This window comes from Gillisia sp. Hel_I_29 (assembly GCF_000744275.1).
Taxonomy (GTDB): Bacteria; Bacteroidota; Bacteroidia; order Flavobacteriales; family Flavobacteriaceae; genus Gillisia.
This window is the reverse complement of sequence record NZ_JQLP01000005.1, coordinates 2,529,132-2,544,205: the sequence shown is the minus strand read 5'-3', so window position 1 is coordinate 2,544,205 and position 15,074 is coordinate 2,529,132. Positions and strand designations below refer to the sequence as shown.

The window sequence follows — 15,074 nt, the reverse complement described above, 5'->3', positions numbered from 1 at the left end:
TATTTATGCATTAAAAATATACACTAGCCTTTAATAAAGCGTTTAATTTAGTATTATTTTTTTAAAAAAATTCAATGATAATCATATCTCTTTGTTAATTATTTTTCTTTATAAAGTACTTATTGGCTCTCCAGAATCTCTCATTAGAATTTAATATTTTTTATAAATTACAATGAAATTATTGCGTATACTCTTTTAAACAGGCTTAAATAAAGATATCAATATTACCATCAAAATATTTTTTTACTAAAACAATTGTATTTGAAAAAATCTATAATATCATTCGTTGTCTTTTAAGCAAAATGATATTACGCATGTATTTAATGATGCCTATTAGATTTGCCGAAAACAACACCAGATCCTTGCGCAGTAATGCATAAATTAAAATTAAGATTGATCCTGTAAGACCCTTGAGGTAATAAGGACTGTTTACGTCTTTCTGAATAAAACCATTGATAAACAAAATGCAATGCAAAAATTACGTGAGCTACCACCCCAAATATCAATAACCATAAGGGGGATATTTTCACTACTAAATAGCGACTGCCAATCGTAGAATGAATTACTATAAGCAAATAACAAAGCAATGACTAGAAATACAATCAAAAACCATCGCAAAAATTTAGGAAATAGATACCATTGTTTTTGTAATTGTATGTTTCTTGTGTATATATAATATGTTAGTGATTGTCCTAACATAATAGCAAAATCATCGCGTAAATAGCCATAAATAAATAAAAGAAACCAGGCAATTAAACTTAGCTTTCAAAAAAGTAATGGAGCAATTACTTTCTTTTTTTCTGAAACTATCCATTGTAAAATAGTACGTCCAGAAAACAATAATTGTGCAGTAAAACCTATGGTGAGTATAACCCAATTCCTCATCCTTAATTTTCAACTTTGTAATTAATATATTTCTTCTTCATCCAAAGAAAAGCAAAGCAGTCCATTAATGGTCCTAAAAGGCGATTCCAAATAGAAAAATTTGACTTTCTTTGGGTACGTTCAAAATGACTTACAAAGATTTGTTTTACACGTCCTTTTTGTAATAATATCATTGCAGGCAAAAAACGGTGCAGTCCCCTAAACATTGGAATGCTTTTTGCCCATTCTGTTTTAATAATTTTGAGTGGACACCCAGTGTCATCCATGCCATCTTGAGTGAAAACATGGCGTATACCATTGGCTATTTTCGAAGATATATTTTTAATAAAAGAATCTTTACGCATAACCCTTACTCCAGTAACTACCTCGTTTTCACATATATACTCCAATAATAAATTAAAATCTTGAGGTGTTGTTTGCAAATCAGAATCTATATAGCCAATTAAAGTTGTCTTAACATGATCAAACCCAGCTTTAATTGCTGCACTTAGTCCATAATTTTTATCAAAAAAAAATATAATTGAAATCTGAATTTGAAAAACAAATTTCTTCTATTATCTTCTGGCTATTATCGTTCGAACCATCATTTATAAACAAAACTTTTACGGGTATTCTAGCAATGTCTATATAAATTTGCATCTCTTTTTGTACACGTAAGAGATTATCTTGCTCATTATAAACCGGAATTATAATAATTATATTATGATTTGTAATCAATCTATATAATGCTTTAAATTACAAGAATAGTGCTCAACTTTAAAGAAAACCTTAAGGATTAAGCGATTATCAAATAAAGTATAAAAAATACTTATCGCAAATTAAATTGCTAATTTTTGTATTAAAATATTTTAATATTTAGAATCAAAACAGGCTTTACAGACTATCGCCCTAAAATGTCAATTTTTATGGTGTACATTAAAGATATAACTTTAAAGGTTTAATAATAACTGTACAACTAGTCAATCTATAATTTTCATCAAAAGAATCTATTGAGTATCTGCGTAAGGGAATACCTTAATCCGTTCTAATTTCTAGATAATTCAAAAAAAAAGCTTATAACTGTTGGTATAATTTTAAAATTGTGTACAGATTTTTTGGTGATAAAAAACATTTATTTTAAAATAAAACCCATTCAAATTTGAAAATATTAGTCACAGGAGCTACTGGTTTTATAGGCTCTCATCTTGCAGAAAAGCTATCAAACATGAAACATTCTGCTATTGGATTGGACAACTTTAACACCTAACTATTCTATTGCATTAAAAAGTATAAATGCGTTAACACTAAAAAAATTTGGAGTTCAGATTATAGAACATGACTTGACGCTACCAAATCTAGCAATATCGCTACCAAAAGATTTTGATTATATTTTTCATTGCGCTGCACAGCCCGGTATAACGACTACTTCAAAGTTTGAGAGTTATTTAAATAATAATGTGATTGCCACTAAAAACCTTGTTGGTTTTGCAAGACAATTTTTGAATTTGAAACTATTTGTAAATATTGGAACTTCTTCTGTATATGGTAAGAATGCCTCTTTCAATGAAGAAAAAGTAACACAGCCTATTTCAAACTATGGTATAACAAAACTCGCCGCCGAACAACTTGTGCTTTCTAACTCAAGAGCAGGTTATTTTAAAGCTTGTTCTTTGCGTTTATATTCTGTATATGGCTCCCGAGAACCTCCAGACCAACTTTTCTCTAAGCTTATTAAATGTGGATTAAATAATGAAACATTTCCTTTGTTAAAAATAGTCTTTTACATAAACGTAGTTTTACACATGTAAATAATATTGCTAATGGAATTGTGAGCTGTATTGGAAAGGAAGAACAGTGCGAAGGTGAAAATATTAATTTAGGGGACTATCTCAAAAACTGTGTAAGTAGAAAATATCGGGGTTTGCAAACCCCGATATTTTTTGTTTAATTTTTAATCTAATACACAGTAATGAAAAAAGAAGATTTATTTGATGACGAGTTTTTGAAACAGTTTAAATCTGGAGAAGAACTCACTGGTTTTTTAAAGCAACTTCAAAAACGTGGTTTGGAGAAAATGCTGGAAGGTGAACTTGATGGCCATCTGGATTTTGAGAAACACCAGAAGTCGAAGCAGGGCAATAGTAGAAATGGGTATTCCCGTAAGAAAGTCCGTAGTTCTTATGGAGAAGATCATATAAAAGTTCCTAGAGACCGCGAGGGCTCTTTCAATCCCATGATTGTCCTCAAGCGCCAGAATATGGTAGATGGGATTGAGAATGTCATCATATCGCTTTATGCCAAAGGAATGAGCAATAGCGATATCGAAGAACAAATCTCTGAAGTATTTGGTTTTGATGTTTCCACTACCACTATATCTCGGATTACCGATCTTATCAGCAATGATATCGTGGCTTGGCAGAATCGCCCGCTGGAGCCTGTTTACCTGATCGTTTGGATGGATGGGATTGTATTTAAAGTTCGTGAGAACTCCAAAGTGTAAAAAAAACAATTTATATAGCCGTGGGGCTTCGCCGGGATGGCAAAAAGGAAGTCTTGGGACTGTGGCTGGGCAAGAATGAATCGGCAGCCTTCTGGGTAAGTGTTTTGACCGATATGAAAGCCCGGGGCGTGGAAGATATCCTAATCACCGCTACCGACAACCTTAATGGGTTTACCGACACCATAAAAAATGTGTTCCCAGAATCCACCACCCAGATTTGTGTGGTGCACCAGATCAGGAACGCCTATAGGTATGTGGTATGGAAAGACAAGAAAGCTTTTACCAAGGATATGAAGCTCATTTACGACGCCCCTACCAAACAGGCCGCAGAAGCTGCCCTAGAAGATTTTGCCCAAAAGTGGGACGATAAATATTCCTATGCTGTTAAAAGCTGGAGGGACAACTGGGAAGACCTTACCGCCTTTTATGGGTTCCCTGTAGAGATCAGGCGTATTATCTACACCACTAACCTTATTGAGAACCTGAACGGGAAGATTAGGAAGTACACTAAAAATAAATTATCCTTCCCTACAGACGATGCTGTAATGAAATCTGTATATTTGGTAGTAAGGGAGGCCACAAAGAAGTGGAAAATGCCTGTTAGAAAATGGGGCATTATCCTCAATCAGTTCTTAACCATATATGAAGAAAGGGTCCGACTTTAAGTAATAAAGTCAAACCCCTGTATTTTAAAACTTACACACTTTACGGGATAGTGTCTAAAATTTTTAAAGGTCAGTAGTTAGTTGCATATAATTTGATTGTGATATGCTTTTTCCTTGTTAACCATTTTAGTTATTAGATTATTAAAGATTGTTGCCTTGCTTCGTGAACGGTTTATCCTAAAATAGAATTTATTAAAATATCTGTTTATGTTAAAATCGCTGACCCAAGAATATGTTGTTCTTATCCAAGATTTTACTTGATGAATCATTGTGTGCAACGCTTTAAAATTTAAGCCAGAGTTACTTTCAATCTGTTTTATATTATATGCTTTGGTAATAGGCCCATAACCTCGCCATTTATCAGTGGTTACTTTTGCATCTCGACTTATGTGGTTTATAAACATTTACTGTAAGGATTGCGCTGAAAAATCTTCAATACGAATTGCATACATTCTTTTTACTTTGCCTTCTTCTGTAAGCTCAACGGCAGTGATGGCTTTCTTTTTCTTGGCGTTGTAACTCCTACCAACCTTTTCCTTTTCTCGTCTACCCAATACAAATTCATCTACGTGGACATCTCCTTGCATTGGATTATTGCCGCTGGATTCCATAGCCTCTCTTACCTTGTGCATCCATAATCGAGCTGTCTTTTCTGTCACACCATAACGAACTCCCATATAACTAGCAGAAAGACTCTTAGTGCTTGTTCCCATTTCGAATGTGATGAAAAACGCTTTGTGAGCACCAAACTTTACTTTATGGAATAAAGTGTTAGAAGTCGCAGATTCTTGATGAGAACATATATTACAAGTGCGAGAGTAATCCTTTCGTGTCTGAGCTTTCTTATGCCCACATTTAACGAACTCAAAACCGTCCTTCCACTTAATTTCAGCTAAGTATTTCTTGCAATCTGCGTCTGTCTTAAACCGATCAGAGAACTCTAGAAGGTTTCGACCCTTGAAAATATCCATATTATACTTATTTTTATTGACTTTAAAGATCTGAATTTAGATACTGACCTCTGTTAATTTTTATTTTTATAGGCTATTTCTTTCCCCTAACCGTTCCGCACATTGCTGCTTCATTCCGCGAAAAGCTTCATTTCGAGCAAAGAGCTTCACTACATAAAGTCTTGGACACAATCCAAAAATTACACAATTCCATTTCGCTAACCTGATATAAAATCGAAACACTTCCTTTCATTTAGAATTTTTTGGATTAAGTCCGCCAGTTCGGAATTCCATTTAGTATTCTTTTTTTTCACTTCAATTCCTTTAGTACTTCTCATGTTTATTTAAACCCACTCCCCTACCTCCACTGTCTTTACCTTTTTTGTAATGCAAAATACCAAGATTTAGAAGTTAGTCCAGACTGCATAAAGCCGGTCCCTGCGTTCCCTTTTTATAAGTCCTCCCTAATTCTAAATCCTGAAAATGTATAAGCATCAAAAAAGGTAACAGTGAAGGCTCTACGGAAAGTAAATTTTAAAACAGAAATCATGAAATCGTATCAAATCCATAAAACTGAAGCGAAAAAAGAGTTAAAAAATCAAAAAAGCAAAACGCTCAGGATACAATAAGTAAATTTTTTTAAACCTACCTGTAGGTGATAGCAGGAATTATAATAATTCATTTAAAATTTTTCAATCATGAGTACACTTAGAAACAAAGTTCAGTTAATCGGAAATGTGGGGAATGCCCCAGAAATCAAAGACCTTGAAAGCGGTAAAAAAGTAGCCAGCTTTTCTCTAGCAACCAATGAATTTTATAAAGATTCAAAAGGCGAAAAAGTACAAGACACCCAATGGCACAATGTTGTAGCCTGGGGAAAAATCGCAGATATCGTTGAAAGTTATGTAGGCAAAGGAAAGGAAATTGCCCTCGAAGGTAAATTGGCTTCTCGCTCCTATGAAACCAGCGAAGGCGAAAAAAGGTATGTTACCGAAGTAATAGTAAGTGAAATCTTGCTACTGGGTAGCAAGAATGGAAATAACACTAGCGAATAGTGCTATAAAAATAAAGAGGGCGTTCCGATCAAAGATGGGCCCTCTTTATAATATCAATCCTTAAAAACATGATTAATATGAAAACTAAAGTTAATGAAATTTCGATAAAATATCAGGGAAATTTTAAAATGAAACAGGCTCCTAAAATTACTTCTTCAAACAGTGCAGTAGATCTATTATTTGAATCATGGGATAAAGACCGCATAGGTTTACAGGAATGCTTTAAGGTGATGCTTTTGAACAATTCAAATAAAGTGAAAGGAATTTTTGAAGTTTCCTCTGGAGGAATCACAGGAACTCTTGTAGATGTGCGTATCCTTTTTGCTGTGATACTAAAGTCACTTTCCACATCAATAATTTTAGCACATAACCATCCATCGGGAAATTTAAAACCCAGTGAAGCAGATAAACAACTGACTAGTAAAATTAAAAATGCAGGTGAATTTTTAGATATAAAATTATTGGATCATCTCATTATTATTCCAGATGGGGATTACTTCTCTTTTGCTGATGAGGGGATTTTATAAAGAAAGCTTCTTAAATTAAATAGGTTGAAAAGATCTGACGAGTTCGGATCTTTTTTCTGGTATAAATTTTCGATTTATATATTAAAAACTGTATATTTAAAAAGCTGAAATTCAGCATTCAATTTTAAGTAGGGTTATCCATTTTTCGACTTTCGCCGATAACCATACACATCAAAAAATAACATATCGGAAATTTATTTCCCTGAAATGGCAATTGGTTTTTTAGCCACATTGTACGAAATTTTTGTCCCGCTTGGCGGGACGAAAAGGAGTAGCAAGAGGGTAACACGCTACGCGATGTTAAACTCTCCTTTTCGTTTTCAAAACGCTGATAATCAGCTACTTGAAAATATTATAATTTCTTGACTCTCAACAATTTGCGACAAATGCCTTGTGAGAGCCCATTTTTAGGAAAGAATTTGCGACAAATCGGCGAATTATGGACTCATTTATTGGAATTAGATTCAAAAAGGAAACAGCGAAACGTTTTCAGGAATTTTCAAGAACTCACTTTAAATCACACACCGAGGCAATAGCCACGATGCTTGATTTTTTCTTCTACAACGAAATCTCACCAAAGGAAAAACTGGGCCCAACCGGCAGAACAATAGAAGCTTCAATTAAAAAGCGGATCAATGCGGTAATTGCCATTATGAGGGATATGGAAAAAACGCAAACCAAACCCACCGTAGCGATGATCGAATCACTTTTTCAAACCGATGAACCAAAAAAGAAACCATTGATTTTGGAGAAGAAATTTATCGAGGAGAAGAAGGAAATCCGTTTCCAAGAAAAACTAAACCCAAACAACGAACTCTAAATTTTTGAGAAATGTATATCACAATCACACCTCAAAAATTAGGAGACACTTATTCACAAAGTTCGGCTGATTTTGTGGGCTATCTGGAGAAAGAAAATCAAGGTCTGGAACAAGAAGAACTAGAGTATTTTTTCAATCAATATGGTGATAAGATTTCAGCGGAAGATGTGATAAAAGATATTGATGGGAATGGTGCAAAACTAAAACAAACCGAACCTAAATTTTATTCGATTACAGTGAGTCCTTCACAATATGAATTGAATAGATTACAGAACCACAGCGAAGAGCTAAAAAAGTATACTCGTGAGCTTATGAAAGATTATGTTGCTTCTTTCAATCGAGAAATCAACGGACGACCTATAAGAATCGATAATATAAAATACTATGCGAAGATCGAACACCAGCGAACCTTTAAAGGAACTGATATACAGATCAAAGAAAATCAACCCTATGCTACAAAAATACTTCAGCTAAAAAATGAGATCAGAGGGATTCAAAATGGTACGGTTGGAGGGAATATTAAAAGCAAAGAGAGGGAAATTAACAAGTTGGAACGTGAGGCACCATTTCAACAAGAGGGAAAGCGAATTGTGCAGGGAATGCCAAAAGCCGGAAACCAAAGTCATATCCATATCATTGTTAGCCGCAAGGATGCATCAAATACCTTCAGCCTTTCACCTGGAAGCAAGCACAAAGCTTCGGAAGTGGAGATGCATGGCAAGCAAGTAAAACGCGGTTTTGATCGTGATAAGTTTTTTGAGAGTGCCGAGAAAACCTTTGATAAAACTTTTAGCTATCATAGAAATTTTGCGGAAACCTACCAGGCTCGGAAAGATTTCATAAAGAATCCGAAAATCTATTTTTCTGCCCTAATGAAATTGCCCGCAAATGAAAAAGCACTTGCCTTTAAAATAATGGGGAAAGCGGGAATTCTGATGATCCCCAGTATTCCTATTACAAAAGCACAGTTAGCGATGAGAATATTTAAGCAGCTTAGACGTGGCGCAGAAGTAGCCATCAAATCAAGTTCCATAGGAATCTAATATAAAATTATGCAATTGGACAATCTCTTAACGATATTTCTAATTATTGGTTTTGCCAGTACTGTTTTCTATGGAATGTATAGAATAAGTAGATATGCCTTCCTTGTCAATTTTCTAATGCTTATTGCACTTGTGTTATATATGAATGAAGAATTATCATTGGTATTGAGAGCACTTTATTTGGTCTGCCCGCTTGTTTTAATTAACATATCCATGTATGTATTTTTTCATAAAACTGATACCCCTAAAAATGGAGATATAAAATATCAGGTCAACTTTGCCACTTCCAAAGGAAATTTTAAAGTGGATAATATAAAACGTGGCGCATCGGTAATTGGCTCTGCAGGAAGTGGAAAGACTGAAAGCGTGGTTTATAGTTTTCTGAAACACTTTCGAAAAGAAGGTTTTTGCGGAATCATTCACGATTATAAAGATTTTGAACTCACAGAAATGGCATATCCCCTATTCAAGGATGGCGATATCCCATTTAAGATCATTTCCTTTGATAAAATCATCCATAGGGTAAATCCTATTGCGCCACACTATTTAGAGAACGAGGAAAGTGTAAATGAGGTGTCAAGGGTCTTAATTGAAAACTTATTGGAACAGCGAGAATCTGGAACAACTGGAACGACAAAATTTTTTAATGATGCTGCGGAAGGTTTGATAGGGGGACTAATTTGGAAACTGAAAACAACCTATCCCCAATTCTGTACCCTTCCTCATTTAATCGCTATCTATCAATACCTCGACACAAATAGCCTTATAAAATTTTTAGAAACCACTACAACATCAAGGGCAATGGCAGATGCTTTTATTAGTGGGAAGGATTCTGAAAGGCAAACAGCTGGAGTAAAAAGCACCTTAGCCAATGCGCTCAAACGAATCAGTACTCAACGCATTTTTATGGCACTTTCAGCTGATGAAGTACCACTCAATATAAATAATCATGAAAATCCATGCGTAATTTCAATCGTGAACAATCCCAAATTTGAGACTTCGTATTCACCCGTGATCGCTACAATCATCCATACAATTACCAAACAAATGAGCGTAAGGGATTCCAAACCTTCTTTCCTGCTTATGGAAGAGGCACCCACCATTCGTTTGTTGAATATGCATCGTATTCCCGCAACATTACGGAGTTATAATATCGCAACGATTTACGTGATGCAGGATAAGATCCAAAACGATATGATGTATGGAGATAAAGCTAGTAAGGCGATACTAAGTAATCTTTCTTATCAGTTTTTCGGAAAGGTCAACGATCCAGACACCGCTAAATATTACGAACGATTTTTTGAGATAGTCAAAGATCCAACCAAAAGTGTAAGCCGAGGTTATAACCTTGACTTTGATACGCGCGTCACAACTGGAGAGAAGGAAATTCCAAAAATTCGAGCCGATGTTTTCTTTCGATTGAAACAGGGAGAATTTATCACTTATGCGGATGGGAATGATAAAAAAGTTCAGTTTAGATTACAGCAAATTAAAAGGGAATTTCCAAAGGCTGCTAAAGAATTTTCTATTGCTGATTTAGAAGCTAATTTTGAGCGGGTATATGAAGAAGTCAAATCAATATTTAAATAGCGCAGAAGCTCAACTAAGCATTGTTGTCGTTTATTTACAACAATTGTTGTATATTTGTCGCAAATAAACGACAAAATGAATTCCAAGAAAGCTATAGTGCTTCCTAAATATCTTAATATTTTTGAGCAAATTGGAGAAAATTTAAAACTTGCTCGAAAGCGAAGAAAACTTACTACCGAGCAAGTTTCCGAACGCGCGGGTATTCATAGAGCAACGCTTTATCGTATAGAAAAAGGCGACCCGACTGTGGCTATTGGTTTGTATTTTAATGTGTTTAGGGTACTCAATCTTCAAGACGACTTTTTAAAGTTGGCCGTAGATGATGAATTTGGAAGAAAACTGCAAGATCTTGATTTATTATAAAAAGTATGGCTAAAGGAAAGTTTGACATTTACGTGTTTGCAGATTGGATAGGCCTTGAAGAACCAACTTTGGTTGGTACACTCTCTGCTCATTTTGCCAAAGGCAAAAAGGCCTTTAGTTTTGAGTATGATAAAGATTGGTTAAAAACTGATGCACAACGATTATTAGACCCTGATGTAGAATTCTTTTCGGGGCCACAATATCCAACTAACAAAGAGAATTTCGGAATCTTCTTAGATAGCATGCCAGACACTTGGGGTAAAACTTTAATGAAACGCAGGGCTGCTCATGAAGCTAGGGCAAAGAACGAAAAGCCGAAACCGCTTTACGAAATTGATTATCTTCTAGGTGTCTTTGATGAAAGCAGAATGGGCGCCTTACGCTTTAAAACTGATTTGGAAGGTCCTTTTTTAGATAATGATACCCAATCCCCAACACCTCCTTGGTCCTCTCTAGGGGATTTGCAGGAAGCAGTTAGACAATTGGAAAGTGATGAGCAAAACGACGACATTCGAAAATGGCTTGCCGTTTTAATAGCACCTGGTTCTTCATTGGGTGGCGCGAGACCAAAAGCAAATGTTTTTGACTCAACCAAGAATCTTTGGATAGCAAAGTTCCCATCAAAGACCGATACAATAGATAAAGCCGCTTGGGAGTTTCTAGCCTATCAACTAGCTACTGAAGCAGGAATTTATATGGCAGATTCCAAGATTGAAAAGATTAGCGGTCAGTATTATACCTTTCTTACTAGGAGATTTGATAGAGACAATGGAAAACGCATTCATTTTGCCTCAGCTATGACGATGACTGGAAATACAGAGGATATTATAAAAGAGTCTGCACCAAGTTACCTTGAAATAGTAGAATTCATAGAAAATTATGGTGTAAATGTAGAAGCTAATTTACATCAGCTATGGCGGAGAATGGTCTTTAATATCGCTATATCTAATACGGATGACCACTTACGAAATCACGGATTTATATTGACCAATAAAGGATGGGTATTGTCGCCAGTTTACGACTTAAATCCATCAATAGAAAAAGACGGTCTATCCCTAAATATTGATATGGATGATAATGCATTGGATTTTGATCTGGCCAAAAGCGTAGGTAAATATTTTCGCCTAAGCCAAAATGAAATGCAGATCATTCTGGATGAAGTGCTCTCAGTGGTCAAGAATTGGAAAAGTATCGCTGAAGAAATGGGGATTAAAAATTCGGAAATAGAATTGATGGCTTCAGCATTTAGGTGGTAATCCCCTTTTATCAAATGCTTTTAACAATAATTTCTGCAGGTTCAGAAAACTACATATCTCTGTTTTTATTAAAGAATATATAAAAGTACTGATGATCAAATAACAATCCTTTTCATTAAAATTTCAGTTTGGATTATTAATATATTTATGTGATATTTTTAATTCAATATTACGTTCGCCATCCTTTTCATTCAGTTCTAAAATTAACCTACGATCACTAGACAATGAAAACTTAGACAACACGTAAACAAATCGTACCATTTCATTTTCGGCGATCTTAGTAGGCAGATTCTGTATGTAAATTGGTTCCTGATACAGACTTTGCAGCGATTTCTTTTTTCCCTTTTGTCTTGTTTTAATGGATAAATTCAAGAAATTCAAATCGTAATCTAAGGTAGAATTATTCTCAATCTGGATCATGAAATAGAGTTCATCTTTATCAAAGACAATATTCTCAACACTCAAAACTATGCCTTCGTTTCGCTTCTTAATTCGACCTATACGCTGGTTTCTGTTAAGAAGATAAGAGCAGAATTTGTGATAATAATAAGTTCTGTTGTCTATGCTTATTTCAGAAGTTTCAGCCTGAATCGAATCGGTTACTATTGGCTTTTTATTCCCAATACTATTTGATAATGGGATGAAATAATTGAGCTTTGACAGTTGTTCTTTATACCTTACAATATACGAAAAAATTGATCCATTTCTGTTGACTACCAGTAGATTGCTTTCTTTCCCAGGCTTTGCCTGAAGTAATCCAAAGTATTGTTCTTTCTCACGATTGTAGGTAAAAACAAAATTATCCGAACCAGTAATCCCTTGTCGTATAGGCTCAGGAAAAAAGAGCGCCACATTTTTGGTGTCGTTGGCATAAATAGTATCTAGAACTTTTGTTTTTTGAACATTATCTTGTGCCGAGCAAAAATTAGTTGCGAAACTACAAATAGCTAAAAAAATTGAAGTTATTATATATCTTTTCATAAGAGTAAATTTTAAAAACCCATTATGGGTTTATAGTTTTGGTTTTAGAATAAGTTTGTAATTGTTCAATACGGTCACTTTCACGCTTCGGTTATTGCGTTTTAATACTTTCGTGATTCCTCCAACTTGAGGAACACTCGGGATGTTGATATCACTGATGACATCGTCAAGAACTTCACTAGTGATCTCCGTCCGAAAATTGTTTTCAACATAGATGCCCTCTCTACCGTCCTGCAAATCGAAGGCTTTGAGCTTCGTTGGATGATGTTTGATATTCTCGATTTCTATTAAAGCACGATTGGGCTGAAAACTTATAAATCCATAAACAAGCGTGTTTTTTGGCATTTGCTTGTTGTTGATCATTGCTGCTTTTGAAAGTCTCATTCTCAATCGGCTATTTACTTTAACAACTTGATCGCCATCGACAACTACATAGATTGTTTCATCTGTATTCCCGATAATTGAAATGTCATTGGATTTGGGCGAGGCGGCAAAGAAAAGTTGATGTTCCAAACCCATTTCCTTGGCTTCAATGTTTTGTTCCCTTTTTATTTCTTCGGAATCTATTGCTTGAACTTTTTTGGGAGCTGTTTTCTTTTCCCCAAGATACTGATAGGTCGTTTCAGAATATTTGATTTTCCCTGCGGAATAGATGCTATCCACGATGCGCTCTTTTTCACGCCCTGGCAGATCTGGATTATAATAACCAAGGGAATCAATCAGTTTTTCATCGTAAATACTCGGAGCATTATTCTCACGGACTTCCTTTAAATCATTGATGGCATCTAATTTAGAATCGTACTCTTTTTGGTTTTCTTCCAAATCTGGTATTTGGGTCTGTTCAAGGTTTTTATTTTCACTTTCGTCCTTGCCGATTACCATAATTGTATAGGAAATCAGGAATAGGAAAATCACAGCCAATATTGCTGCAAAGACTATTTTGTTCTTCTCAATTTTCATAATCGTTGGTTTTTAAATGCCGATTATCGGCTCTATTTTCATTGTTTAATTTTTTTAAGATGTTCTCGAAGTAATCGGTAATCAATAATCCGTGTGGATTGTTTGGGAAGTTTCGGTCAACCATAATCAGGTTTCCTGTGGAAACCAGTTGGTAGGTGTCTATTATAGTGCCTCTATTGATTTCAAAAATGGTCGTGGTTGTGAAACTATATGAACCGTTATTTTCGCTTAACCTCGAATCGATACTCTGTACCTTTTGAACCAATGAATATTGCAATAGACGATTATAAACACCATCCGCTTTTTTCTGTCGGTATAGATTGTCTACCGAACTATTGCCCAACCAAAGCGCTTTTTCCAAATTGCGTTCGTAGTTACTCGCATCGATATTATAGAAATAGGTATGAAACAACTCTAAATGCGCCAAAGCTTCCACCCTGAAATTCTCCTTTTGGGTAATAAGTTTTAGTGGAATAATACTGCCATCTGTGTTGATTGCAAATGCACTGTTCAGCGCCTTTTTATTCGTGCTAAATACCATCCATAATGAAAATATGCTAAATAAAAAAGCAAAAATCACAACCGAGAACACGATGAACCGGTTTAATTTTAAGATGTTATAAATGTTGTTATAAGGTGCTTTCATTCTGATTGGAATTAGTTTGTGAATAATCTGAGCGTAAAAGACGTTGCACGTCTGTACAATTTGAATTTTAAGAAGACGATAAAGCCTACTGAACCGAGTTGTACTACAGGTGCAAAGAAGCCTTGGCCAGTATCGGTTCCGAATAAGTTGGTCCAGAAATTTGTATTGATTTCTGTATAAAGAGCATTGATAAATACATTGACTAGAAAGAACGCCGGTACAAGCATATAAACCGCGGCATACAATTTAAAAAAGGTGTAGGCTAGCGAACGGAATTTTTCAAATACCGCTAAGCTTAATACCAAAGGAAAAAAAGCTTGCATAATCCCTAAAAGAAAGAAGCGTTCTGCCAAGAAAAGCGGATATATGAAAAGATCCAAGATCCAAAGTATTACACTGAATATGAATGCTATAATTTTAAATCCATAGAGAGGGGTTACCAAAGCTTCATAAAGCAATGTCATAGCATTTTTTGCAACATCTATAAGGTTAACATCCTCTTCAATAGGAATGTTCTGCATCTGCAAAGGCATTAAGGCTGGGGCTGTGCCGCGATATTGCCCTTCTATGGCAACAAGAATACTATCGAAGAATCCTAATATTTGTGTTGAAAAAATAACCAATAGTACTACCGCAAAATTCTTGGCAAGTTCCCCTGGACTCAATCCCCAGGTATATCCGTCCTTATCTGAAATACCTTCATTATATTTTTTAAGAATATTAACCAGAAAGAATAGCACGGCAAGCGTTTTCATTCCAGCAATAGTATATTGAGAGAAGCTGCTGTCCTGTATGGTCTGGAACACCGTGTCTATATATTCCAGTCCTATCCCTAACAAAATAGTTGCGGTCAT

General features: G+C 35.1%; 13 protein-coding genes and 5 pseudogenes. 10 read left to right on the top strand and 8 right to left on the bottom strand.

Annotation, left to right across the window (positions count from 1 at the left end; translation table 11 throughout):
• Nucleotides 1–271 precede the first annotated feature (271 nt).
• The 3 pseudogenes from P163_RS18780 to P163_RS16730 form a co-directional block, all read right to left on the bottom strand.
• Nucleotides 272–494: pseudogene (locus P163_RS18780) on the bottom strand (lipid-A-disaccharide synthase N-terminal domain-containing protein).
• Nucleotides 430–885, bottom strand: a pseudogene (locus tag P163_RS16735) (lipid-A-disaccharide synthase N-terminal domain-containing protein). The pseudogenes P163_RS18780 and P163_RS16735 overlap by 65 nt, the downstream one beginning before the upstream one ends.
• Nucleotides 886–887: 2 nt before the next feature.
• Nucleotides 888–1,599: pseudogene (locus P163_RS16730) on the bottom strand (glycosyltransferase family 2 protein).
• A gap of 424 nt (nt 1,600–2,023) precedes the next feature.
• Here P163_RS16730 and P163_RS18755 point away from each other — a divergent pair.
• The 3 genes and pseudogenes from P163_RS18755 (at nt 2,024) to P163_RS16720 (ending at nt 4,029) form a co-directional block, all read left to right on the top strand.
• Nucleotides 2,024–2,131 carry an NAD-dependent epimerase/dehydratase family protein gene (locus P163_RS18755; RefSeq protein ID WP_081891354.1) on the top strand — a complete coding sequence of 36 codons (108 nt, stop codon included), beginning with the start codon at nt 2,024–2,026 and terminating at the stop codon, nt 2,129–2,131.
• Nucleotides 2,106–2,672 (top strand): NAD-dependent epimerase/dehydratase family protein, encoded by a 567-nt coding sequence (locus P163_RS16725; RefSeq protein WP_051931281.1) that lies wholly within the window; start codon nt 2,106–2,108, stop codon nt 2,670–2,672. The genes P163_RS18755 and P163_RS16725 overlap by 26 nt, the downstream gene beginning before the upstream one ends.
• 161 nt (nt 2,673–2,833) lie before the next feature.
• Nucleotides 2,834–4,029 (top strand): annotated as a pseudogene (locus tag P163_RS16720) (IS256 family transposase).
• A 77-nt stretch (nt 4,030–4,106) separates the two neighbouring features.
• On the opposite strand, the pseudogene P163_RS16715 reads toward P163_RS16720, so the two are convergent.
• Nucleotides 4,107–5,000 (bottom strand): annotated as a pseudogene (locus P163_RS16715) (IS1595 family transposase).
• Between the two features lie 677 nt (nt 5,001–5,677).
• Between P163_RS16715 and P163_RS16710 the strand changes: the two are divergent.
• From P163_RS16710 to P163_RS16680, 7 genes are all read left to right on the top strand, one after another.
• A complete protein-coding gene (locus P163_RS16710) occupies nt 5,678–6,034 on the top strand; it encodes a single-stranded DNA-binding protein (protein WP_034893903.1) in 357 nt (118 codons plus the stop codon).
• Between the two features lie 77 nt (nt 6,035–6,111).
• A complete protein-coding gene (locus P163_RS16705; protein ID WP_034894562.1) occupies nt 6,112–6,561 on the top strand; it encodes a RadC family protein in 450 nt (149 codons plus the stop codon).
• 439 nt (nt 6,562–7,000) lie between these two features.
• Nucleotides 7,001–7,381, top strand: coding sequence for a BfmA/BtgA family mobilization protein (locus P163_RS16700; protein WP_034893900.1), 381 nt, complete (start codon nt 7,001–7,003; stop codon nt 7,379–7,381).
• A gap of 11 nt (nt 7,382–7,392) precedes the next feature.
• The gene (mobB, locus tag P163_RS16695) at nt 7,393–8,424 is read left to right on the top strand and encodes a MobB family relaxase (protein ID WP_034893897.1); all 1,032 of its coding nucleotides are present in this window, start codon (nt 7,393–7,395) and stop codon (nt 8,422–8,424) included.
• Nucleotides 8,425–8,433: 9 nt separating this feature from the next.
• Nucleotides 8,434–10,014 carry a type IV secretory system conjugative DNA transfer family protein gene (locus P163_RS16690; protein ID WP_034893894.1) on the top strand — a complete coding sequence of 527 codons (1,581 nt, stop codon included), beginning with the start codon at nt 8,434–8,436 and terminating at the stop codon, nt 10,012–10,014.
• A gap of 75 nt (nt 10,015–10,089) precedes the next feature.
• A complete protein-coding gene (locus P163_RS16685; RefSeq protein ID WP_034893891.1) occupies nt 10,090–10,377 on the top strand; it encodes a helix-turn-helix domain-containing protein in 288 nt (95 codons plus the stop codon).
• A 5-nt stretch (nt 10,378–10,382) separates the two neighbouring features.
• Nucleotides 10,383–11,633: a type II toxin-antitoxin system HipA family toxin gene (locus P163_RS16680; protein ID WP_034893888.1), complete on the top strand. Its 1,251-nt coding sequence runs from the start codon at nt 10,383–10,385 to the stop codon at nt 11,631–11,633.
• Nucleotides 11,634–11,756: 123 nt separating this feature from the next.
• On the opposite strand, the gene P163_RS16675 is transcribed toward P163_RS16680, so the two are convergent.
• The 4 genes from P163_RS16675 to P163_RS16660 are packed head-to-tail and all read right to left on the bottom strand — an operon-like array spanning nt 11,757 to nt 15,074.
• Nucleotides 11,757–12,614, bottom strand: coding sequence for a DUF4138 domain-containing protein (locus P163_RS16675; protein WP_034893885.1), 858 nt, complete (start codon nt 12,612–12,614; stop codon nt 11,757–11,759).
• 30 nt (nt 12,615–12,644) lie between these two features.
• Entirely contained in the window at nt 12,645–13,574 is a 930-nt protein-coding gene (gene traM / locus P163_RS16670) for a conjugative transposon protein TraM (RefSeq protein WP_034893881.1), read from the bottom strand.
• Nucleotides 13,564–14,220, bottom strand: coding sequence for a conjugal transfer protein TraK (locus tag P163_RS16665; protein ID WP_051931280.1), 657 nt, complete (start codon nt 14,218–14,220; stop codon nt 13,564–13,566). Before P163_RS16665 ends, traM begins: the two co-directional genes overlap by 11 nt.
• A gap of 11 nt (nt 14,221–14,231) precedes the next feature.
• Nucleotides 14,232–15,074, bottom strand: a complete 843-nt coding sequence (locus P163_RS16660; RefSeq protein WP_034893879.1) for a hypothetical protein — start codon at nt 15,072–15,074, stop codon at nt 14,232–14,234.